The sequence below is a fragment of the Cutibacterium namnetense genome (genome assembly GCF_001642025.1).
GTDB classification, from domain to species: domain Bacteria; phylum Actinomycetota; class Actinomycetes; order Propionibacteriales; family Propionibacteriaceae; genus Cutibacterium; species Cutibacterium namnetense.
The window spans coordinates 595,895-618,222 of sequence record NZ_LWHO01000001.1; the positions used below are offsets into that span (position 1 = coordinate 595,895).

A 22,328-nucleotide genomic window follows, 5' to 3' on the forward strand; every position below is an offset into this window, starting at 1 on the left:
GCTTTAGTCGGGCGGTGCGGTGGTACGGTCATATGCCGCTACCGTGTCACGATTTGCGGGGAATAAAACATCCCGGTTATAGCCAGTTGTTTTTGTGGAATATGACATAAAGAATTCCGCTGCTGGCCACCATGGCGAGTATGCAGTATAGGTAGCCGAACCTCCAGTGTAATTCTGGCATGTTGTCAAAGTTCATGCCATAAATCGACCCTATGAGAGTGGGCACGACGAGGATGGCCGCCCATCCCGAGATGATCTTGAGATCCTCGTTGGAGCGTTGGTCGACCAGGGTGGCGTTGACGGTAAGAATCTGGGTGAGCAGCTCCCGAATGTCGGTGATTTGTGAGGATATTCGGGCTAGGTGGTCAGCGACATCGATCAGGTAGGCCTGCAGCTCTGGAGGAACTTGGTGTTTGGCCGATCCGGCCCTGAGCGCAGCGATGACCGGGATGAGCGGGTTAGTGGCGTGCTGTAGGTCGATGGCTTCCCGAGACAGGCGGTAGATGCGCTCCGGGGCTGCGGAGTCCCCACTGAACACCTGCCTCTCGATCTGCTCGATGTCGAACTGAATGCCGCCGATGACAGGGAAGGTCTGATCGACGACGCCGTCAAGGATCGTGTACAGCACCGATTCAGGACCGTGACGCAATAGTTCCGCCTCCGTGGGCAGGCGAGGGGTCCACTTGAGGCTCGACAACTCGTCGGGTATGCGCTGCATGATGACGACGACGCAGTTGCGTTGCTTAATGACTTCGGCCTCGACAAAGGCGACGTCCTCAATTGAATCGATATAGAACGGCGGATGCAGCACCAGGAACAGAGCCTCGCCATGGCGTTCGAGCTTGGGACGTTGATGACCTTCGGCGAGGTCCTCAGCCAGCAGCGGATCGAGGCTCATGAGATCAACTAACCGCCTGATCTGCGTGCGGTTAGGACTCTGCTCGACGATGATCCCTAGACGTTCGGGATGGCCGTCCAACCATGACAGAGTGGTTTCGACGTCAGGCTGATGCTCCGGATCAGCCGGAGCTCCCTGCTCGAACCACTTGATATCGACGATGCCTGGTTTGGTGTCGGCGATCGGGCCGGTCACCACTGGTGAAGTTCCCCCATGTGTCCTCGCGCTTGTTGACGCAGTGTTCCTGGATTGGAATGTTGGTGACATTGATCGCCTCCTTTAACATCTGCCTGGCAAGCCTACTGCGTACAGCGTCAGTCGCCGTCGTCGTGACCGCGGCCGCTAGGGGCGTCGTCGTCGACGTACATGCCTGGGGTGTCCAGGATGATGGTGGTGCCGCCGGCTGCGTCGGACAACTCGCTGGGGGCCAGCCACTTGGCTAGATGGTAGACACCGACGGTGACGATGGTGCCTAGAGCGATGCCGCCCAAGGTGAATGACTCGCTGAACTTCAGCGACACGTCTCCGACGCCGATGATGACCCCAGCGGCCACCGGGACGAGGTTCACTGGGTTGCCGAAATCAACCTCATTTTCCTTCCAGATTTTCGCCCCGAGCAGACCGATCATTCCATACAGGACGACGGTAATGCCGCCCAGGACGCCGCCGGGGGTTGCCGAGATGACAGCGCCAAATTTGGGGGAGAAGCCGAACAGGATCGCCACGACTGCCGCTACCACATAGGCGGCCGTCGAGTACACCCTCGTGGCGGCCATGACACCGATGTTCTCCGAGTAGGTGGTCGTCGGGCCGGCACCCAGGAAGGTCGCCAGCATCGAGGTGGCACCATCGGCAGCCACCGCCCGTCCAACCTGGTGGTCGAGGTCTTTACCGGTCATCTCGGCGACGGCCTTGACGTGGCCGGTGTTCTCAGCGATGAGGGCGATAACCACTGGCAGAGCTAGCAAGATGAAGGCCAGGTGGAAGGCCGGCAGGTGGAATCCGACGACATTGGTTGATGCGTAATGGGATCCGTTGTGGGCCTGAGGTAGGTATTGCCAGTTGTCCAGGTTCGTCACCGGAGGCAAGCCGATCCATCCGGAGTTGTGCACCGCCGACCAATCTACCCGTGGGGCGACGCTGTTATCGGAGCGGTGCAGCGGGCCGAATACGAGATCTTCGATCCACGACAGCAGATAGCCGATAACTAGGGCTAAGAAGATGGCGATCCGGGACACGAATCCGCGCGGTCCCACCGACAGTGCGATGACGAGCAGCATGACGATGAGTGCGGTCCACTGATCGGTAGGCCAGTAGGTTTTGGCAACGACCGGGGCGAGGTTGAACCCGATGAGCATGACGACGGCGCCGGTCACCGTCGGCGGCAGAACCTTATGGACTATTCGAGATCCGGCAGCCTGGATGATGATGCCGCAGATTAGTAAGGTCAAACCGACGCACAGCAGGGCGCCCGAGACATCATTGGGTTTACCACCCGAGGCATATATAGCGGTCGCCACTCCAGGGAAGGCGGCCGACGAGCCGAGATAGGACGGTACTTCATGCTGGGTGACGAAGATAAACACGAGGGTCGCCACGCCCGACATCATGACCGCCAACTGCGGGTTGAGACCCATGAGAACGGGAAAGACGAAGGTCGCCCCAAACATGGCCACGACATGCTGGGCACCTAGGCCGATGGTACGGCCCCACCCAAGTCTCTCGTCGGGAGCCACCACCTCACCTGGTTCTAGTACACCGTGATTGTGCAGTTTCCAGATCATGGGTGTCCTTCCGGGGTCGGCTCCCTTCCGGAATCTCAGCGTATCGGTCGGGTAGGCGTACCCGTCCAGGGCCCCGATAGGTGGCTTAAATCCACGAGTGGAACCACATTCTCGCCAGCCATGCCTTTCGGGTCATGAGACCGTCGGTGAGGATCGGGTAAATGAAGGCAAAGTCTGCGGCGACCAGAACCATAACCGTGCCCACGACAATCGCGCCGATGCGTCGTCGGCTTGTAGCCCTGGCTGGTCCGAGGATCTGACCGAGCCAGATCGCCAGGATTGTCACGGTGAACGGGATGATGCAGATCGCGTAGAAGAAGAACAGCGGGCGATCGTCGTAACGGAACCACGGGATCCACGTCGACATCATCGCGACGATCGGCAAGGTGAACCGCCAGTCACGGGCGAAGATCCACCAGATCACCGCAGCTGCCAGGGCAATGGCCGCGAACCACCACAGCACGGGGGTCCCGGTCGCAGAGATGACGCGCAAGCAAGTATCGCCGACGGCCTGGCAACCCTGCTGACCGGGCTTGATGCCGTTGACGGCGTCGACGCCCAGTGGGCGCTGGTTTACCAGCCACCCCGACGGATTCGAGGCATAGATGTGGGTTTGCGTCATCATGTACGAGCTGGTGTGGAAGTCGTATATCTGCTGGTGGTAATCCCACAGCGCGGCCAAAGGCCTCCCAACCACCTTTGACAGGGCTGGATTGGGGGTCGGACCAGCCCACGACTTACCGAAAACCATGTGCGGGTAGGTGGCCAGCCATTTCGCCCAGGTGGCGAGGTACGTCAACAGTGCGACGACGACGAGGTACACAAAGGCGGGCACCCCGTCTCGGAGGAAGGACCACCACGCCTTCGTTCCGGCGCCGGCTAGACGACGTGCCGACCAGTCCCAGATGACACTAACGATTCCCATGGTCGCCAGCACGAACACGGAGTTCCACTTCGTGCCACAGGCCAGGCCGAACATGATGCCTGCGACCAGACGCCAGGGTCGCCACCCCAAAACGGGGCCGAAACCTCCGTCAAGATGCGGATTGCCAATGGTGCGCAAATGATCAGCCAGTCGGTGACGGAACCAGTCTCGGTCGGCCGCTACCGCGGACACACCTGCCACCAGAAAGAAGGCCTGGAAGATGTCGAGCAGTCCAATCCGGCTCATGACGAAGGCCAAGCCGTCGAGGGCGAGCAAGATGCCGGCAATGGCACCCACCATGGTCGAGCGGGAGAGGCGTCGAGCCAGCCGGATCGTCATGAGGACGAGTAAGGAGCCAAAGACCACCGAGCCGAACCGCCAACCGAAGGAGCTAAATCCAAACAACTGCTCCCCGGTCGCGATGAGCCATTTGCCGACTGGCGGGTGGACAACGAACTCGGCGTCTGGAGTCCAGGTATTCGTGACTCCGCGCACGATGTCGGCATTGGCTTTGGCGGCGTCAGGCCAGGTGGCTTCGTACCCCTGATGGAGCATCGTCCAGGCGTCCTTGGGGTAGTAGGTCTCATCAAAGATGAGGTTGTGGGGGAAGCCGACGTTCCACACGCGCAGCAGGAAGGCCACCATGGTGATGAGAGCCGTGATGATCCAGCTCGTATACTCGTCGGTCATCCGACCGTCATCGAGGCGTTCGATGGGCGACAAGGATCTTCTCGTTGCTGGCACAGTGCCATGATAAAGGGTTGGTCGGACGTCATGGTCGGTCCGCCGTGGGACGATAGCTCGGTGAGCAAGACACAACCGGGACGAGTCATCCTGGCAGGCACCCCGATAGGCGACCGTCGTAGCGCCTCGCCTGCCCTCATCGAGACCCTGCGGGATGCCCGCATCATTGCCGCCGAGGACACCCGTCGGCTGCGTGACCTGCTGCGCCGCCTCGACGTCGAGACTTCCGCCCGCGTGGTGTCCTACTTCGAAGGCAACGAGACCGCGCGCACGTCCGAACTCATCGACTGTCTTCTCGACGGCGACGATGTCGTCGTGGCTACTGATGCGGGGATGCCTTCGGTTTCAGACCCAGGGTACCGACTTGTCATCGCGGCTATTGAGCACGGCATCGTCGTCACCTCAGTGCCCGGGCCAACCGCCGTCACGACCGCCCTAGCCATCTCCGGGCTACCCACTAACCGGTTCTGTTTCGAAGGGTTTCTGCCGCGCAAACCGGGGGAGAGGCGTCGTCGGTTGGGCGAGCTGGCTGAGGAGCCACGCACCGTAGTTCTCTATGAGGCTCCGCATCGGCTCGCTGATCTTCTTGACGACGCCGCCGAGATCCTTGGTGTCGATCGACGGGCTGCGGTGTGCCGGGAATTGACGAAGACTCACGAGGAGGTTCGCCGCGGCGGCTTGGGGGAGTTGGCTGAGTGGGCCCGTGAGCATGCCCGCGGGGAGATCACGGTTGTCCTTGAGGGAGCCCAGGGCACCATCGTCAGCATTGACGAGGCTGCTGAAATGGTCGCACAGCTCACCGCTGACGGCCTCAAACGATCTAAAGCCGTCGCCCAGGTGGCCCGCGCCACCGGAGTCGACCGCCACGAACTCTACGACGTCGCGCAGCAGGCTTTGGCCACCGACAAGGAGGAATCGTGAACGAAGCCATCCGTGAGGTGCTGGGAGATGCCGGAGCACCGCCCCTGCCCGAGCCGCTGGCGGGTTCCATTGTGGACTCCCATACCCACTTGGACACCGTGAATGACATCGTCGGCATCGAACCGGCTATCAGCTTGGCGGCCGCCCGTGAGGTCGGGGTGACCCGCATCGCTCAGATTGGGTGTGACGTCGAGGGGTCCGAGTTCGCTGAGGAGCTAGCGCGGACGCACAAGAACATTATCGCTGCGGTCGCCATCCATCCCAACGACGCTGCCCGTCTCGGCAGGAAAAAGATAGGCGATGCCTTGAAGCGGATTGACGAGCTTGCCGGCGTCGGCAACCACGTCCGCGCCATCGGTGAAACCGGTATTGACCATTTTGGGACCATCGACGCCGACGGTCAGGCCTTGCAGCGCGAGGTCTTTGCCGCCCATATCGCCATGGCCCATACCCATAATCTCACCCTGGCGATCCACATGCGCGATGCCCGTAATGGTGGTGAGGGCGACGGGTCGACCTTGGGCCGTCAGGCTCACGATGACGTCATCGACATCCTCAATGCGGAAGGCTGGCCCGATCGGGTTATCATGCACTGCTATTCGTGTGACGCTGACCTGGCCCGGATCTGCTTGGATCACGGGGCGTACCTATCGTTTTCCGGGACCATCACTTTCAACTCGGCCGGCCCGCAGCGCGATGCCCTGGCAATCGCGCCAGATCATCACATCCTGGTAGAGACTGATGCGCCTTTCCTTACTCCCGCCCCGCGGCGAGGTAAGCGCAACGGGCCGTACCTGCTGCCTCACACGGTACGTTTCATCGCCAAACAGCGTGGGTGGGATGAGGCCCGTGCCTGCCAACAACTAACCGATAATGCTTTTGCTGCCTACGGAGGTGCCTGGTGAGTGAGACCGGCCTGCTCAATCCGGCGTCGATCCGACGCATTGCTGATCAGATCGGTCTGCGACCGACGAAGGCTCGAGGACAAAATTTCGTCCACGACGCCAACACGGTGCGCCGGATAGTCTCCTTGGCACAGGTGGGTGCTGAGGACCGAGTTATCGAGGTCGGTCCTGGACTGGGGTCGCTCACCTTGGGGCTGTTGGAGACCGGTGCGGAGGTCATCGCCGTTGAGATCGACGAGGTGCTGGCCAGCCAGCTTCCCCATACTGTCGCTGAGCGGATGCCGGATGCTGCAGATAGGTTGGAAGTCGTCGTGTCCGACGCCCTTGACGTCCAGGCCGTCCCTGGCCCGCAACCTACCGCCTTGGTGGCGAATTTGCCGTATAACGTCGCGGTCCCGGTGTTGCTGCACATGCTGGCGGTCTGCCCGCAGTGGAGCACCGGCGTCGTCATGGTGCAGTCGGAGGTGGCCGACCGGCTGGTAGCCGCTCCCGGTTCCAAGATCTATGGGGTTCCCAGCGCCAAGTTGGCATGGTACGCCGAGGCGAAGCGGGTCGGAAACGTTCCCCCGACGGTCTTCTGGCCAGTACCTAATGTGGAATCTGGGTTGGTTCGGATTACGAGACGACGTCCTCCCCAGGTCGATGGACGGGACCCGCGCGCCACCCGCTCTCAAGTTTTCCGGGTTGTCGACGCGGCCTTCGCCGCTCGCCGCAAAATGCTGCGCTCGGCCCTAGCCGGGCTATGCGGTGGATCGACGGCGGCTGCCGAGCTCATCACTGCCGCAGGAATTGATCCGACGGTGCGCGGCGAAGCCCTCGACATTGGCGATCTGGCCCGCGTCTCGGAGTCCCTAGCCCAGGCGGGTATCCTCGCCGATCCAAGTCAGGTGTGAACTTCTGCCGGTACGGTAAGCACATGGTGATGATGGACGATCCGTTCGACTTGCTCCGGCCGACGACCGTGACGGTGCGGGTCAGCGCCAAGGTCAATTTGGCGCTCGGGGTTGGCAGCCTTGCCCCCGACGGGTTTCACCCACTGGCAACTGTGTTCGAGGCTATCGGTATTTACGACGAAGTGACGGTGACTCGTCGCGAGGATTCGCGCATCACCCTCACTGTCTCGGGAGCGGACGCCGATCAGGTTCCCACTGACGAAACGAACTTGGCCTGGCGGGCTGTGGAACTCGTTCGTGAGGAATTCGCGTCAGGATGGGGGCAACGCGGCCATGGCATCGACATTCATATCGATAAGTCGATTCCGGTTGCGGGTGGAATGGCTGGCGGATCGGCTGACGCTGCGGGCGCCCTCATGGCCGCGGCTGCGCTGTGCCGGGCCACCGATTCCCCTGAGGAATTGCAACCGTTAGCTGCCCAGCTCGGCTCTGACGTGCCCTTCTGCCTTACCGGTGGAGTGGCTCTAGGGCGAGGCCGAGGAGACCGTCTTGCACCAGTGATTTGTCGAGGGCGTCATTGCTGGGTATTTGCGACGTCAAATCAGGGGCTGTCCACCCCGGCTGTCTACCGACGTTTCGATGAGTTGGGCGGTAACCCTGGGGGAGAAGCGGTGCCCAATGATCTCATTTCGGCCTTAACCCGCGGTGATCTTGATGCTGTCGCTGCCAGCCTGAGCAATGACTTACAGGCCGCTGCCATTGATCTTCGGCCCGAACTTGAACAGGTGCTGACAGTGGGGCGGGAGGCTGGCGCGCTGGCTGCTGTGGTTTCTGGATCGGGGCCGACCTGCGCCTTCCTCGTCCGGGACACCGCTGGCGCCAAGAAGGTCAGTGCTGCTGTATCCAATCTGCCTCAGGTCCATCGCACCCGAACTGCCCGCGGTCCAGCGGTGGGAGCGCAACTCCTGCCTGGGCCGGTGGGGAGCTTCGCATGACGGACTTACATCGCAACGCTTCGCACCAGAGCTCGCTGCGCAAAGACCCGGTGGACGGCATCATTGCGGCGTGGGCTAGGGAGCGGCCTGACCTGCCCGTCGAGGTGATGGAGGTGTGGTCGCGCGTCACGAGGCTCGCCCGTCGTCTGGACCGTGATCGCGCCAAAGCGTTCTCGCAGTGGGACCTTGAAGGCTGGGAATTCGATGTGCTAGCTGCGCTGCGACGCTCTGGTGAGCCATACCAGCTCAGCCCAGGCCAACTCCTCAGCGAGCTTGAGGTGGCATCGGGGACGATGACGAACCGCATCACACGGCTTTCAGATCGCGGACTGGTGCGTCGTCTTCCCCATCCCAGGGACGGGCGTGGAGTTATCGTCGAACTTACCGATGAGGGGTGCGAGCGGGTTGATGGAGCCCTAGCGGCATTGCTGGAGTCTGAGGGGCGCTTGCTCGAGTCAATGGATGCCCAGGTTGTCGAACAGGTGGGTCAAGGTTTGCGCGCCGTGCTGGCCCGTCAAGAAGAATTGGATTGAGGGTTTTCTCTTTGGGCGTGACGGCTGAGACGTGGGCTCTCCGAGAGACGAGCAAGCCCGTTGAAAGCCAGGTCAACCAGGTGGGCAGCAACGACTTCCTTGGCTGGTTCACGGCTATCGAGCCAGGCCTGCCCGGTCATGCCAACCATGCCGGTAAGAGCTTGGGCATACAGGTAGGAGTACGAGGCGTCGAATCCGTGACGGTCAAAGTTGTCGGCGAGTATCCCCTCAGCCCATGACGCGACGTCGGAGAGAATTGACGCGTACGAGCCGGTGGTTGAACCGACCGAGGAGTCTCGCGAGATGATCCGAAAACCGTCTGAACGGTCATCGATGTAGTCCAGCAAGGCCAGTACTGCTGACTCGAGGGTGCGTTTTGGGCCTTGCCTTGGGCGGGCCATGGCGGCATTGAGAGAATCTTGCAGGTGGCGCACCTCGCGGTCTACCACGACGGCGTACAGCCCATCCTTAGACCCAAAATGCTCGTAGATGACTGGTTTGGAGACTCCCGCGGCGGCGGCGATCTCCTCGACGGAGGTCCCCGCCACGCCATTGTCCGCGAAGAGGCGACGCGCCACGACGATGAGCTGTTCACGACGTTGGCCACTGGTCATCCGCGCCCGGCGGCGCGGGGATGACGGCTGGGAGGCGAACTCCGACGGCATGATATTGAGCCTACTGGGCGTCGCCGCATGGCCGAATCGCGATGCATGCTCTATGGTTATGGGGACTCGGTTCGCCGAGCGTTCCCCGGTTGGTCTGTCGGCAGGGCCCGCCTGACTTTGAATCAGGACTAGCGACGCAGGTTCGACTCCTGCCCGGGGAGCTCGCTCATCGTGCTCCCCACAGTGCGATGCAGCCGAGTGACGGCTAGAGTAAATCTTGCATGCCGCATCCGAACCTGGGGGAGCACCGTGACGCCGAGCCCGTCCACTGACCGAACCGAGATCGACGGAGTGGCCGCCGTCATCGTGTTGGCTGCCGGCGGCGGCACTCGTATGAAGTCGACGAAGTCTAAGTTGTTGCACGAGGTTGCTGGTCGGCCAATGCTGTCGTGGGCGGTCGGGGCAGCTCGCGGACTTAGCCCGGAACATCTCGTCGTGGTCGTGGGGCATCGTCGCGAGCAGGTCGAGGCTCATCTTGCTGAAGATGCCCCCGACGTCACCACCGCCGTCCAGGCTGAGCAGAAGGGTACTGGTCACGCTGTCGCGTGCGGTCTCCAAGGATTAGGCGAGCTCCACGGTGAGGTCGTCGTCACCTACGGTGACGTCCCCATGCTCACCGGGCAGACCCTCCAGCAGATGGTTGCGGTCCACCGTGAGCGCCGCAACCTTGTGACCGTTCTGACGGCCGAAGTTGAGGACCCCACGGGTTACGGACGCATCCTGCGTGACGGAGAAGCTGTCGTGGGCATCGTCGAGCATAAAGACGCCGACGAGGTCCAGCGAGCCGTCCGTGAGATCAATTCCGGTATTTATGTTTTCGATGCCGAAGCCTTGCGCGATGGCGTTTCCAAACTTTCTAACGACAACGTTCAGGGTGAGTATTACCTCACCGACGTCGTCACCATGGCTGCTGACGGCACGGTCGAGGTTCCTGGCCGCGGTCGCGTTGGTGCCTTCCGTATCGATGACGTGTGGCAGACTGAAGGGGTTAACGACCGGGTTCAGTTAGCCCGTATGAACGCTGAGGTTAATCGCCGTATCGTCACTGGATGGATGCGCGCTGGGGTCACCGTCGTTGACCCCATTTCGACGTGGATCCAGCCGGATGTTGACCTTGCCAATGACGTCACTTTGTACCCTGGGGTTTTCCTCAGCGGGGCCACTACTGTTGGTGCTGGGGCCACGGTTGGCCCGGAGGCCACCGTTACCGACTCGGAGATACGTGAGGGGGCCACCGTCACCCGTTCTGAGGTCACCCTTGCGGTTGTCGGTGAGGGAGTGCGGGTTGGCCCGTTCTCCAATATCCGTCCTGGCTCTGTACTCGATCGTGACGCCAAAGTTGGAGCCTTCGTCGAGACCAAGAACACCCACGTCGCAACCGAAGCGGCCATTCCCCACCTGGCCTACGTTGGCGATTCCGAAGTAGCCGCAGGATCCTCCGTCGTTGCGGGATCCATCCTCTCCCGGGAGTGTGCAGCTCCCGCCACCGACTCGGACAGCACGTCCGACAGCCAAGACGACACCCCGAACCCGGAGGCTGACCAGTGAGTGGAACCACCCGTCCGAACAACAAGCATCTCGTGATCTGCTCAGGACGGGCCTATCCCGAACTTGCTGAGCAGATTGCTGCCGAGCTCGGCGTCGAGCTTGTCCCGTCGCGTCAGGTTACGTACGCGAACTCGGAGATTTACGTGCAGTTCCAGGAATCTGTGCGCGGCTGCGACGCCTTCGTCATCCAATCCCACAGCGCCCCGGTGAACGAAGCCATGATGGAGCAGCTCATCATGATTGATGCGCTCAAGAGGGCCTCGGCTAAGCGCATCACCGTGGTTTCTCCGTTCTATCCCTACGCCCGTCAGGACAAGAAACATCTGGGCCGCGAGCCCATTTCAGCCCGCCTCATGGCGGACCTCTATCAGGCTGCCGGAGCCGACCGCATCATGTCAGTCGATTTGCACGCAGCCCAGATTCAGGGATTCTTCGATGGTCCGGTTGACCACTTGTGGGCCCTTCCGGTGCTTGCCGACTACGTTGTCTCTAAATATGACAATTCCGACATGGTCGTCGTCTCCCCGGACGCCGGACGGGTGCGCTTGGCTGACATGTGGACCGACAAGATCGGCTGCCAGCTGGCCATCATTCATAAGCGTCGTGACCCAAGCAAGGCTAATGAGACGACCACCCATGAGGTTGTCGGTGAGGTCGAGGGTAAGACCTGTCTGTTGGTCGACGACATGGTCGACACCGCAGGCACGATGTGCCAGGCTGCCTTAGCCCTCAAGAAGCACGGTGCCAAACGAGTTATCGCCGCAGCTACCCACCCGATTCTGTCGGATCCCGCCGCTGAGCGCATCAATAACTCCCCGATCGAGGAACTCATCGTCACCAACACTCTCAAGATTCGCGACGACATTGACATTCCTGCCATGACCTTGCTGTCCATCGCCCCGCTCATCGCTAAGGCGATCCAGGAGGTCTTCGAGGACGGGTCTGTGACGAGTCTGTTCCGCTGAAGTCAGCTTTTTTGGGGGGCGCAGCGTCGCGCCCCTTCTCGTCGGTCCGAATGGCCCTTTCGCCTGATACTTTCTTTTCGTCAAGGTCAGATCTTGGCCGGAGTTGCGCTGTTCCAATACCCCTCGAGTGGCACCTTCGGCCTGCCTCGATTGGAGGGAATATGTGGCCCATTAGGACGGTGAGGGCCTGTTGCGCAGGGGCCGTGGCGACAGCGGTTGCCCTGGCTGGTTTTGCAACGGGCGGGGCCCACGCCGCAGGAACTAGGGAAACGAGCAAGCCGCAGGCATATCCAGTTCCTGGTCTTTTTCATCCGTGCAGTGGTTCTGTGACCCCTGATTGGCACTACGGGGAGACGAACCGCCACTACCAGTCTGACGGAACCCTGCAGTTCACGAACCGAACCGATCATGCCGTCGACTACACCGCCAGCGTGAAGACATCCACCAACCACAAGATCGATTCCAACTCAGTAGCCAAGCTTCCCCCGAAGTGGAACACCACCCTCAAGACCGAATTGGGGATTGTTGCTTCCAACGGGTGGCAAGACAAGGAGACGTTCGGACCTGTCAAGCTCGGCCCCGGAGAGTCGTTCCGAGTTGAGTACGGGGTCACCCTCAAGAACTTCGTAGGCATGTTCCTGGGATGCCGGGACGGATATTTGCAGCCCAGCGGTGGGGCTGGTGTCATTCAGGGCACCGCGCCAGCCGAGCGATACGCCTACGCTCTTGTCATCCACAAGGACGGTTCCATTTCGGATCGTGCCTTGTCCATCCCGTCGCGAGGATCAGGCAAGAACAGTCGAGTCGTTGACGATCGTGACATTCGCATGGCCGGGCCGAACCTGGAGAAACTTGCCGACCCCAGCAAGGACGTTCCGGTAGAGCCTACTAGCCCGCTACGGCGCGATCCCTCCTGGCCTAAGCAAGGGCAACGGTGTCCGGCGAGGGGTTGGTACCCGCTAGACATCTCCGGCATTGATCCGCTCATCCGCCAACCGGGGTACTCCCAGGACTTCCTCAACTGGTCCAAAGGTCAGTACCATTTCACTCCGGTCACCGACACCGTCGTGGGCGCTCAGTTCGCCGGATACGAGAACTGGAATCCGGCCGCCGGCGGACCACCCCGCGGATGGCTGGAGTCCGTCGGGGCGATTTATCGTGCTTATCTACCCGTTAAGACCGTGCTCAAGGGTGTCGATCTCGCTCCTGGGGAGAAGGTTCACGTCGAATACGGCACCCTGCTACGTCGGGTGAACTACCGCGAGGTCGGCTGTCAGAACGGCGTTGCATCTATCGTCTCTCATTACGAGCTGGCCTCCGCGCCTGCCGGATTCTGGGCTGAGGCCACCATTACCGGTGCCGACGGGGCCAAACGCACTGTCGACGTAACACCGGACGCGTGGAAGCATCTTCCCGTACCTACCCAGACCACCCGCTGACTCCCATTCTCATCTGCGTCTTGGAAGGAACCACAATGATTCGCTCATTCGTTGCCACTCTCGCCACCGGGGCAATCGTCGCCGCTGGTGCCCAGATGCCCGCCCAGGCCTTGCCGGTGCAGCACCAAAACCCCGCCAACCCGACCACCATCGGTGCCCCCTGCTCGAATCCTGGTGACACTGGACAGACCGTTCACGTGGTGCGCAGCTACTTTGATGGCTCTGCTGGGACGTGGACTATCTCTAACTACAACGACACCCCACTGCCGGTCACGCGATCCATCACGGAAACTAAGACGAAGAACTGGTCGATTTCGGCAGGCATCGACTTCCCGCTGCTCGATGTGATCCACATCTCCATTTCCAGCAGCTACAGCACCTCTTCTACCTATGAGGTCGGGGAGACTGTCGGTCCTTACAACGTTGCTCCAGGCAAGACTGCAGTTCTGCAGGCCGGCTGGATCGTCTCCGACTTCGAGGGGCAGCACACCGTCTGCGGTCCCGACAAGAAGTGGCAGGGCCGCGGTGACCACTTCACCGCCACCCTCCCGCGTGAGCACCACGTGAGGATCAGCACTCGCGACAATGCGCAGTACAACGCTTGAGATGCTAAGGAGGATCAGTGTGTTGCGGCGTGCAGTAATGGGTACGGTGACCGCAGCAGTGGCGTTGACCACCGTGCTCTCAGCAGTTCCCGCTGCTGCCGTCGAGGAACCGTCGAACAGTGGGATTAATTTCGAGTTGCCCCAGCGATGGAACGACAACTACAAGCCCGGCACTCGTTGTACACCGCAGGGGACGCGGGGCGTGTACGTCACGGCGTCTCGTCGGTGGTTCAAACAGACCGACGGGGCCAGTGTCGAAAACACTACTGACACTGTCCTGCCCGTGACCCACACCGTCACGGTCAAGCGTAGTGAGACCACCGAAGTCAAGGCTGAGATCAAGGCTGATGGCACGTTGGCCACGTATCTCAATCAGTCCTACGGTTTCGACTACATCGACACGGTGTCATGGGAGTTGTCGCAGAAGGTGGGGCCTTACAACCTTGCGCCGCACACCCATGGCCGCCTGGTCTGGGGATTCATCATGCTGGATGTCGACGCCCAGAATGTGAGTTGTGGGGCCGATCTCACCTGGCACGCCGTCGGCAAGCCGTTCTCGGGAACTAATCCGGAGTCCCGGTACGCCGAATTGAGATCTGAGGGCTCGATCGACTGAGTAGTCTGAACGTGTTCGGCGAGGGCCACAACCTGGGTTTACCAGGTTGTGGCCCTCGCGTCGTACGAGTAAACTACCGGAAGCTTGGCGAGGGACCGCAAGGTCCGTGATCGACTGGCCGCCTACCTGGGCTTCCTCTCGTCGAGCCGGACTACGTCAACGAGAAGGAGATGCCACCATGGCAGACATCATTCACCTGAAAGCAGAGCAGCGTACCGAGTTCGGTAAGGGTGCCGCGCGTCGTATCCGTCGTGACGACAAGGTTCCCGCCGTGATGTACGGCCACGATCACGATCCGATCCACGTGACTCTTGAAGGCCACGCCACCTTGCTCGCTCTGCGTACCGAGAACCCGCTGCTCTCGATTGAGATCGAGGGTCAGAAGCCTATACTCGCCCTGCCGAAAGACGTTCAGCGTGACGTCCTCAAGGGATTTGTCCGCCACGTCGACCTGCTGTCTGTGCGTCGTGGCGAGAAGGTTGACGTGAACGTGGCCCTGCGTATCGTCGGCGAGTCGGCCCCCGGCACCATCGCCATGACCGAGTTCAACGAGATCGAGGTCCAGGCTGACCTCCTCAATATCCCTGAGGCTATTGAGATCGACGTTACTGACCTCGAGGCCGGCACGACTATCTATCTTGGTGACCTCAAGCTCCCCGAAGGCACCAGCCTGCTGGGCGACGCGGAGGATGTTGCTGCCACTGTCGCGTTCCCGGAGACCGAGCCCGTTGAAGATGAAGGGTCCGAGGGGGAGGACGCTGAGGGCGAGTCCGAGGACAAGGCTGCGAAAGAGTGAGCCCATCTTGGCTCGTGATCGGGCTCGGCAATCCGGGCCCGCGTTATGACGGCACCCGACACAATGTCGGGGCAGACGTCGTGACCGAGTTATGTCTGCGGGCCGGCGAGAAACTCTCGCCGGCCCGCAGACAGCAGGCGGAACTCGTTTGCACTCGCGTGAGCTCGGCCGGGCTGGGCGTACCGGCTGCGGATGCCCAGGCCGTTACTTTGATGCGCAGCCGAACATATATGAACGAGTCGGGGATAGCCGTCCGCAAGGTCGCGAGCGTTGCCGGAATCACTCCTGACCATCTCATCGTCGTTCATGACGAAATTGATCTTGATCCGGGTCGGCTGCGCCTCAAAAAGGGAGGCGGAGACAACGGCCACAATGGGCTGAAGTCCATTCGAGCTCATATGCGTACCGGCGATTTTATTCGGGTGAGGGTAGGTGTTGGACGACCTCCGGGGCACCAGGATCCAGCTGACTGGGTGTTGGCCCGAGTGCCCGCCAGACAACGTGCTGACATGGATGTTCAAGTGACGTTGGCCGCCGATGCCGTCGAGACGATTATTAATCAAGGGCTGACGGCGGCTCAAAACCGTTTCAATTCCTAACTTCGTTAGGTTGATGAGCGACGGCTTTCGCGCTTCAGCGAATGCTGAAGGTCTCAAGTAGATCGCTGAGGGTTTACCCCGATTTGTAGCCGGACGACGTGCTTGACGGTGTCGTTGAGTTTTATAGCGGGCAAAATCCCGGTGGTAGGGGCGCGGTTGTACCAATGCAAGCGTGGTTGGGCTCGGGATGGCGAGCCTAACCACGGACGTCTGCTTCAGTGGGTGAAGTCAGTGATAACGCTGGTCCCCACCGTGTTGTAGGTGGACATGGCGTTGAGAGCGTCGTTCACGTCCTGCAGAGCGATGGTTTTGGTGACGAGCTGGCCGGGCTGCAGTTTGCCGGCGGCAACCTGGTTGAGCAAGTAGCGGAACTCGACAGCGGGCATGCCGAAGGAACCCCGGAAGTCAATTTCTTTGGCGACAATGTCGTTGATGGTCAGCGGTACATCACCCGCTGGCCCTTCTGGGGTCATGCCAATCTGAATATGAACTCCCCCAGATCGCAGAGAATTGACGGCATCGTGGAGTGTGTCGGGGATTCCCAGAGCGTCGATGCTCTTGTCTGCCCCTCCACCGGTCAACTCGCGTACTGCTTCCACGGGATTGGTCTCGTGCGAATTGATGGTCTCGACGGCACCGACCTTGCGCGCCAACTCAAGTTTATCGTCAGCGATATCGACGGTGATGACGTTTGCTCCTGCACTTGTGGCGATATGAGTCGCCGAGAGGCCCACGCCCCCTGCGCCATAGACAACCAGCCAGTCGCCAGGATGGATTCGGCCAACCTCAACAACACCGTGATAGGCGGTCATGAGGCGGCAACCCATACCCGCAGCGTCGGTGAAGGCGACGGTGTCCGGGAGTTTTACGAGATTAGCGTCCGCGTCGGGAACGGCGACGTATTGCGCAAATCCGCCGTTGTAGTTGAAACCGGGCATGGATACGTCGGGGCAGAGATTAGAGTGGCCGCTCCGGCAGTACCCGCAGTGGCCGCAACCCAATGTGAAGGGGACAATCACCCGATCACCGATGTGATAACGGCTGACATTGCTACCGATCTCACTAATTTCGCCAACGAATTCATGGCCGAAGATGTGGGGTAACGAGTCCCCGGTAAACCCTGGCCACTCGCCTTGCCAGCCGTGCCAGTCGCTGCGGCAAACGCCACAGGCCTTCACCTCGACGAGGACCCCGTCCTGGTCGTGAGTCGGTTCGGTTACGTTTTCGACGATCAATGGTTCCTTGTAATGTTCGACTACTGCTGCTTTCATTGTTGGCGCTTTCTCTTAATTCCGTACGGTTCCGTGTCGCAGTCGTTGCGCCGGAAGAGTCCAATGCCCCCAGATGGAATCACGCGATGTTGATGGCGTCGTTGATGGTGCCCTGGGAGAATCGTCCATATCAGGATACCGCGCTCTAGGTGTGGTTGCCGTGGAATCGACATGACCTGATTGATGCCGCCGCTGTCATAATAATTTGGGGCTTGTTGAGTGGAGATCGTCGTATTAGTGAGGTTGCATAGTCCCTAGTGATTCGCATGGGTGCCCGAGGCGACTGGCGTGATCGTGTTTTGTCGAGTTTGCTCATCGGTCAGATGATCATCTGGCGTCTACACTGTGTCGGTGACTTCTGGCGGATTGACCTCTCTTCTTTCCCGCGAGCCGGTGCTCTCCCAGGCGGTGGAGGATGCTCTTACCCGGCGCACCCCTACCCTTGACCTCCAGGTGGCAGCTTCTGCCCGTCCGGCGGTGGCCGCAATATTGGGCCGCTCGCTCGATGGCTCTGGGCGTCTGCCAGTACTGCTAGTGACGAGCACGTTTCGGGAGGCCGAGGAGTCGGTTGCCACCTTGGAGACGTGGCTCGGCGCCGACGCTGTCTGCTATTACCCATCATGGGAGACCCTGCCCCATGAACGTCTGAGTCCGCGTACCGACACCGTCGGTCGGCGCATGGAGGTGCTGCGTCGGCTGTGTGGCACAGAGGGCGAGGTGCCACAGGTGGTGGTTGCCCCGGTGCGCTCCTTGCTGCAGCCTCAGGTTGCCGGTCTGGGACGCATTGAGCCGGTGCGTCTGGCAGTAGGGGAGGAACATGACCTCACCGAGCTGGCGGCTGAACTCGTCAACGCCGCCTATAGCCGGGTTGACATGGTGGAACGTCGTGGCGAATTCGCAGTGCGGGGCGGTATCGTCGACGTCTTTCCCCCGGTGCTGGAACACCCGGTCCGTATCGACTTCTTTGGTGACGAGATCGAGGAAATGACCTCCTTTGCGGTGGCCGACCAGCGTTCCACCGACGAGACCCACCAAGAACTTATCTGCGCTCCTTGCCGTGAGCTTATTCTTACCGAGGAAGTGCGTTCCCGAGCCAGGGCCTTGCTGTCCGACCATCCCGAGTTGGCTGACATGCTGGAGCGGATTGGCAACGGCCAAGCTGTCGAGGGGATGGAGGCTCTCATGCCGGCCCTGGTCGACGAGATGGAATTGCTCGTTGACGTCTTGCCTGAGCACGCTATGGTCGTCTTATCGGATCCTGAAATGGTGCGCTCTCGTGCTGCGGATCTGGTTCGCACTTCCGAAGAGTTCCTCGGTGCTGGATGGGCAGCTGCTGCTGGGGGCGGACAAGCTCCTATCGACCTGGCTGCCTCGGGATATCGCAGCTTGGCCCAGGTGAGATCGCATTGCCTGGAGCGCGGCATGGCGTGGTGGTCGATGTCGTCCTTTACCCTTGATGCCCCGGCAACTGACGCCCTCGCCGTGGACGGATCCGTCACCAGCGCCCCGCGAACCGTAAATCCCCAGCTAGTGGCCATTGAGCCGTGGCACGGTGACGTCGAGGCAGCCGTCAAGGATCTGACGACTCGTCTTGACGACGGCTGGACGGTCCTGTTGTGCGCCGAGGGCGAGGGCATGGCCAAGCGCATGACTGAGCTGCTGGGGGAGCACCATGTCGCGGCCAGAATGGTTGAGGATTTCGACCCGGATGCCGGCGAGCCGTGTGTTCAGGTCGTCCGATTGCACCAGCGTCATGGATTCGCGGCTGAGTCCCTCAAGTTGCTCGTTGCCTCCACCGGTGACCTCGCCGAGTCCCAGGACCTCGGCGGCACCGGCGAGCGTCGTATGCCTCGACGGCGTCGTAATCAGATCCAACCCTTGGAGCTCAAGTCGGGCGATCTCGTTGTCCACGAGCAGCACGGGGTGGGACGGTACGTGGAGATGGTGCAGCGCACTGTCGGCGGTGCTACTCGTGAGTATCTCGTCATCGAGTACGCGCCCTCCAAGAAGGGTCAGCCTGGCGACCGCCTTTTTGTCCCGGTGAACTCGCTGGATCAAGTGACCCGCTATGTCGGTGGGGATGCCCCCAGTCTCGACCGCATGGGTGGGGGAGACTGGCGCAAGCGTAAAGCACGCGCCCGTAAGGCGGTCCGCGAGATCGCCGCCGAGCTCATCAAGCTCTATGCTGCTCGGCAGGCCACTAAGGGGCATGCATTTGGCCCTGACACTGCATGGCAGCGGGAGCTGGAGGACGCCTTCGCCTACGTCGAGACCCCCGACCAGCTCACCACCATCGCCGACGTTAAGCACGATATGGAGCAGGTTGTCCCGATGGATCGACTGGTCTGTGGCGACGTCGGCTACGGCAAAACCGAGATCGCGGTACGTGCTGCGTTCAAGGCGGTTCAAGATGGCAAGCAGGTGGCGGTACTGGTGCCCACCACTTTGCTGGTGCAGCAGCATCTCCAGACCTTCACTGAGCGTTACGCTGGATTCCCCGTCAAGGTGGCGGCCCTGTCTCGTTTTCAGACCGATGCCCAGGCCCGCGAAACCTTAGAAGGGCTCAAACGCGGTAGCGTCGACGTCGTTGTCGGTACCCATCGCCTGTTGGGCAAGGAGGTTGAATTCAAGGATCTCGGCTTGGTCATCGTCGACGAGGAGCAGCGTTTTGGCGTCGAGCACAAGGAGGCGCTCAAACGCATGAGAGTCAACGTTGATGTGCTTGCTATGAGCGCTACGCCGATCCCGCGCACCCTGGAGATGGCGGTAACGGGAATCCGCGAGATGAGTACGATCGCCACCCCGCCGGAGGAGCGCCACCCGGTACTTACGTTCGCCGGTCCCTATGACGAGGGTCAGGTCGTTGCGGCCATCCGGCGCGAGCTTGCCCGTGAAGGTCAGGTCTTCTACATCCACAACCGGGTGCAGTCCATCGAGAAGACGGCTGCCAAGTTGCGCGAACTCGTCCCGGAGGCACGGATTGTCACTGCCCACGGCCAGATGAATGAGAAACAGCTCGAGCAGATCATGGTGGACTTCTGGGAGCGTCGCGCTGACGTCCTGGTCTGCACGACGATCGTTGAGTCGGGCATCGACATCTCCACTGCCAATACCCTGCTCATCGATCGTGCCGATCTTATGGGTCTGTCTCAGCTGCACCAGCTGCGTGGCCGGGTAGGGCGCTCTCGGGAGCGCGGCTATGCCTATTTCTTATATCCGGCAGACAAGCCACTGTCCCAGACGGCTCACGACCGCTTGGCGACGATGGCCGCCCACACCGACCTGGGCGCCGGCATGGCCATCGCCATGAAGGATCTGGAGATCCGCGGTGCCGGGAACCTGCTCGGTGGCGAGCAATCCGGGCACATCGCCGACGTCGGCTTCGATCTCTACATCCGTCTGGTAGGTGACGCCGTCGCTGAATTCCGTGGCGACGGTACCGCTGCCGATGAGCCGGAGATGCGTATCGAGCTTCCCGTTGACGCCAACCTTCCGGTTGAGTACGTCGAAACCGAACGCCTACGCCTCGAAATGTACAAGCGACTGGCCGAGGTACGCAGCGACGAGGAGGTTGACGCCATTGGATCCGAGTTGGTGGACCGCTATGGACCGATGCCTGAGCCCGTCCAGGCCCTGCTGGGGGTGGCGCGTTTCCGCCTGCTATGTCGACAGGCAGGAATCCACGAGGTCGTTCCAGCCGGACGTAACATTCGGTTTTCGCCGGTGGATCTGCCGGAATCTCGGATAATGCGCCTCAAGAGGTTGTATCCGGGATCAGTGGTCAAGCACACGGCGGGTCTGGTGCTAGTGCCTAAACCCATGACCGCAAAGATCGGAGGCCGACCATTGGGCGGTGCCGAGTTACTGCAGTGGACTACTGACCTAGTGACGAACGTTCTGGTCACCGACACCCCCGGCCAGCGCGGACAAACCGACTGAGCCATAGAATCGTGGGCGGCATAGAATAACCGACTGTATCCTCGTTTTTCGTGGCAGGAGATGTGATGACGATGCGACGACGACTCGGTGCCGCTGTGGTGGCCGTTGCCCTAGTGGGCGTGGTTTCGGGGTGTTCGAGTTCCCCGAGCACTGCGGCCACGGTGGGGAACACGGCGGTGGCCATGGAGTCCGTTGACGATGCCGTCGAGCATTGCTCGAAGTTCATCAACCCGTCCTCGGAACTCACCCCGCGCCAGATCATCGCTTCGACGGTCATCCGTGGTGCTGTTGCACAGGAGGTCCTGGACAAGCACGGAGCGAAGCTGTCTGATACCGAACGCGATCAGATCGTCGCTCGAAATGGTATGACGGCACTCACCTCCGATCGGGTCTGTCACACGATGGCTCGTAGCTTCGCGGGACTGTTCCATCTTTTTGACCTCGAGGGTGAGAAGCAGGCGAAGGCTGACTTGTCCGCCGTCGATGTGAAGGCCAACCCGCGTCTAGGATCCTGGGACGCTGGCAATTTAGTCCTCCGAGGTAGCTCGTCCCTGTCCCAACCTTTCACTAAGACTTTCTGATCTCATCGATGGCGATTGAGCACGCGCGGCCTAAGGCTAGCTTCAGCGATCTCGTCAAGGTGATGGCGAAGTTGCGTGAGGAGTGTCTGTGGGATCGCAGCCAGACGCATCGATCCCTGGTGACCTACCTGGTTGAGGAGATGGGAGAAGTCATTGACGCGATCGAGGCCGGTACCGATGACGATCTCGTCGAGGAGCTAGGGGATCTGCTACTCCAGGTCGTCTTCCATTCCCGGATCGGTGAGCAGGAGGGACGTTTCGACATCAACGACGTCGTCGGTGGGATCGTCGCTAAGCTTGTGGCCCGGCACCCTTATGTGTTCTCGGACGAAGAGGTTCCTGAGGACCTCGACGCCGCGTGGGAGGCCCGCAAGGCCGTGGCCAAAGGACGTACCTCCAGTTTGGACGGCATTGCCCACTCTTTGTCCAGCGTGGCCCGCAGCGGCAAGGTCATCTCACGGGCGCGGACTCGTGGGGTGGGCGTCGAGCTGGCCGATGAGCCGATCACTGCGGAGGAGACTGGTGATCAGCTTTTGACTCTCATTGCTCGCGCCCAGGCAAGCGGTATTGACGCGGACCAGGCGCTACGAGATCGTTTGCGAGATCTCGAAGGCGAGATCAGGAAGGCTGAGTGCCGAACTTCTTGACCGATACTCGGTTTATCACCGCTTATTGCTGTGGCATCCGTTGTCGAGGCGGTGGCCTG

The 22,328-nt window shown here is 61.0% G+C and carries 20 protein-coding genes and 1 tRNA gene; 16 read left to right on the forward strand and 5 right to left on the reverse strand.

The window, feature by feature from the left end:
- Nucleotides 1-76: 76 nt before the first annotated feature.
- From A5483_RS02645 to A5483_RS02655, 3 genes are all read right to left on the reverse strand, one after another.
- Nucleotides 77-1,096 (reverse strand): magnesium and cobalt transport protein CorA, encoded by a 1,020-nt coding sequence (locus A5483_RS02645; RefSeq protein ID WP_002549608.1) that lies wholly within the window; start codon nt 1,094-1,096, stop codon nt 77-79.
- A gap of 116 nt (nt 1,097-1,212) precedes the next feature.
- Nucleotides 1,213-2,682, reverse strand: coding sequence for a uracil-xanthine permease family protein (locus A5483_RS02650; protein ID WP_002549682.1), 1,470 nt, complete (start codon nt 2,680-2,682; stop codon nt 1,213-1,215).
- A gap of 85 nt (nt 2,683-2,767) precedes the next feature.
- On the reverse strand, nt 2,768-4,297 hold the full coding sequence (locus tag A5483_RS02655; RefSeq protein ID WP_042843020.1) for a dolichyl-phosphate-mannose--protein mannosyltransferase: 1,530 nt from the start codon (nt 4,295-4,297) through the stop codon (nt 2,768-2,770).
- A 114-nt stretch (nt 4,298-4,411) separates the two neighbouring features.
- On the opposite strand from A5483_RS02655, the gene rsmI reads away from it, so the two are divergent.
- From rsmI to A5483_RS02680, 5 genes are read left to right on the forward strand one after another with little or no spacing between them, the layout of a single operon-like run.
- The gene (gene rsmI / locus A5483_RS02660; RefSeq protein ID WP_063810976.1) at nt 4,412-5,272 is read left to right on the forward strand and encodes a 16S rRNA (cytidine(1402)-2'-O)-methyltransferase; all 861 of its coding nucleotides are present in this window, start codon (nt 4,412-4,414) and stop codon (nt 5,270-5,272) included.
- Nucleotides 5,269-6,177, forward strand: coding sequence for a TatD family hydrolase (locus A5483_RS02665; protein ID WP_002549605.1), 909 nt, complete (start codon nt 5,269-5,271; stop codon nt 6,175-6,177). Before rsmI ends, A5483_RS02665 begins: the two co-directional genes overlap by 4 nt.
- Complete coding sequence (rsmA, locus tag A5483_RS02670; protein ID WP_063810905.1) at nt 6,174-7,070, forward strand: 16S rRNA (adenine(1518)-N(6)/adenine(1519)-N(6))-dimethyltransferase RsmA; 897 nt, start codon at nt 6,174-6,176, stop codon at nt 7,068-7,070. The genes A5483_RS02665 and rsmA overlap by 4 nt, the downstream gene beginning before the upstream one ends.
- A gap of 23 nt (nt 7,071-7,093) precedes the next feature.
- Nucleotides 7,094-8,065, forward strand: coding sequence for a 4-(cytidine 5'-diphospho)-2-C-methyl-D-erythritol kinase (locus tag A5483_RS02675; protein WP_063810906.1), 972 nt, complete (start codon nt 7,094-7,096; stop codon nt 8,063-8,065).
- Nucleotides 8,062-8,598 (forward strand): MarR family winged helix-turn-helix transcriptional regulator, encoded by a 537-nt coding sequence (locus A5483_RS02680; protein ID WP_063810907.1) that lies wholly within the window; start codon nt 8,062-8,064, stop codon nt 8,596-8,598. Before A5483_RS02675 ends, A5483_RS02680 begins: the two co-directional genes overlap by 4 nt.
- Here A5483_RS02680 and A5483_RS02685 read toward each other — a convergent pair.
- Entirely contained in the window at nt 8,580-9,212 is a 633-nt protein-coding gene (locus A5483_RS02685) for a TetR/AcrR family transcriptional regulator (RefSeq protein WP_063810977.1), read from the reverse strand. The two genes, A5483_RS02680 and A5483_RS02685, sit on opposite strands and share 19 nt — an antisense overlap.
- 133 nt (nt 9,213-9,345) lie before the next feature.
- Here A5483_RS02685 and A5483_RS02690 point away from each other — a divergent pair.
- The 8 genes from A5483_RS02690 to pth all read left to right on the forward strand — a co-directional run bounded on the left by A5483_RS02690 (nt 9,346) and on the right by pth (nt 15,831).
- Nucleotides 9,346-9,424 (forward strand) — tRNA-Gln (locus tag A5483_RS02690).
- Between the two features lie 88 nt (nt 9,425-9,512).
- Complete coding sequence (glmU, locus tag A5483_RS02695) at nt 9,513-10,811, forward strand: bifunctional UDP-N-acetylglucosamine diphosphorylase/glucosamine-1-phosphate N-acetyltransferase GlmU (RefSeq protein ID WP_063810908.1); 1,299 nt, start codon at nt 9,513-9,515, stop codon at nt 10,809-10,811.
- Nucleotides 10,808-11,776, forward strand: a complete 969-nt coding sequence (locus tag A5483_RS02700) for a ribose-phosphate diphosphokinase (RefSeq protein ID WP_002549704.1) — start codon at nt 10,808-10,810, stop codon at nt 11,774-11,776. Before glmU ends, A5483_RS02700 begins: the two co-directional genes overlap by 4 nt.
- Before the next feature lie 161 nt (nt 11,777-11,937).
- Nucleotides 11,938-13,215 carry a hypothetical protein gene (locus tag A5483_RS02705; protein ID WP_063810909.1) on the forward strand — a complete coding sequence of 426 codons (1,278 nt, stop codon included), beginning with the start codon at nt 11,938-11,940 and terminating at the stop codon, nt 13,213-13,215.
- A 35-nt stretch (nt 13,216-13,250) separates the two neighbouring features.
- The gene (locus A5483_RS02710) at nt 13,251-13,820 is read left to right on the forward strand and encodes a hypothetical protein (RefSeq protein WP_063810910.1); all 570 of its coding nucleotides are present in this window, start codon (nt 13,251-13,253) and stop codon (nt 13,818-13,820) included.
- A 1-nt stretch (nt 13,821) separates the two neighbouring features.
- On the forward strand, nt 13,822-14,436 hold the full coding sequence (locus A5483_RS02715; protein ID WP_063810911.1) for a hypothetical protein: 615 nt from the start codon (nt 13,822-13,824) through the stop codon (nt 14,434-14,436).
- Between the two features lie 178 nt (nt 14,437-14,614).
- Nucleotides 14,615-15,232, forward strand: coding sequence for a 50S ribosomal protein L25/general stress protein Ctc (locus A5483_RS02720; RefSeq protein WP_063810912.1), 618 nt, complete (start codon nt 14,615-14,617; stop codon nt 15,230-15,232).
- Nucleotides 15,229-15,831, forward strand: a complete 603-nt coding sequence (gene pth, locus A5483_RS02725; RefSeq protein WP_063810913.1) for an aminoacyl-tRNA hydrolase — start codon at nt 15,229-15,231, stop codon at nt 15,829-15,831. Before A5483_RS02720 ends, pth begins: the two co-directional genes overlap by 4 nt.
- Nucleotides 15,832-16,046: 215 nt before the next feature.
- Here the strand turns inward: pth and A5483_RS02730 are convergent, their stop codons facing one another.
- Nucleotides 16,047-17,102 carry a zinc-dependent alcohol dehydrogenase family protein gene (locus A5483_RS02730; RefSeq protein ID WP_063810914.1) on the reverse strand — a complete coding sequence of 352 codons (1,056 nt, stop codon included), beginning with the start codon at nt 17,100-17,102 and terminating at the stop codon, nt 16,047-16,049.
- Between the two features lie 345 nt (nt 17,103-17,447).
- On the opposite strand from A5483_RS02730, the gene mfd reads away from it, so the two are divergent.
- The 3 genes from mfd (at nt 17,448) to A5483_RS02745 (ending at nt 22,269) form a co-directional block, all read left to right on the forward strand.
- Complete coding sequence (mfd, locus tag A5483_RS02735; protein WP_063810915.1) at nt 17,448-21,041, forward strand: transcription-repair coupling factor; 3,594 nt, start codon at nt 17,448-17,450, stop codon at nt 21,039-21,041.
- A gap of 65 nt (nt 21,042-21,106) precedes the next feature.
- Nucleotides 21,107-21,622 carry a hypothetical protein gene (locus A5483_RS02740; protein ID WP_063810916.1) on the forward strand — a complete coding sequence of 172 codons (516 nt, stop codon included), beginning with the start codon at nt 21,107-21,109 and terminating at the stop codon, nt 21,620-21,622.
- 8 nt (nt 21,623-21,630) lie between these two features.
- The gene (locus A5483_RS02745; protein WP_063810917.1) at nt 21,631-22,269 is read left to right on the forward strand and encodes a nucleoside triphosphate pyrophosphohydrolase; all 639 of its coding nucleotides are present in this window, start codon (nt 21,631-21,633) and stop codon (nt 22,267-22,269) included.
- Nucleotides 22,270-22,328: the final 59 nt, after the last annotated feature.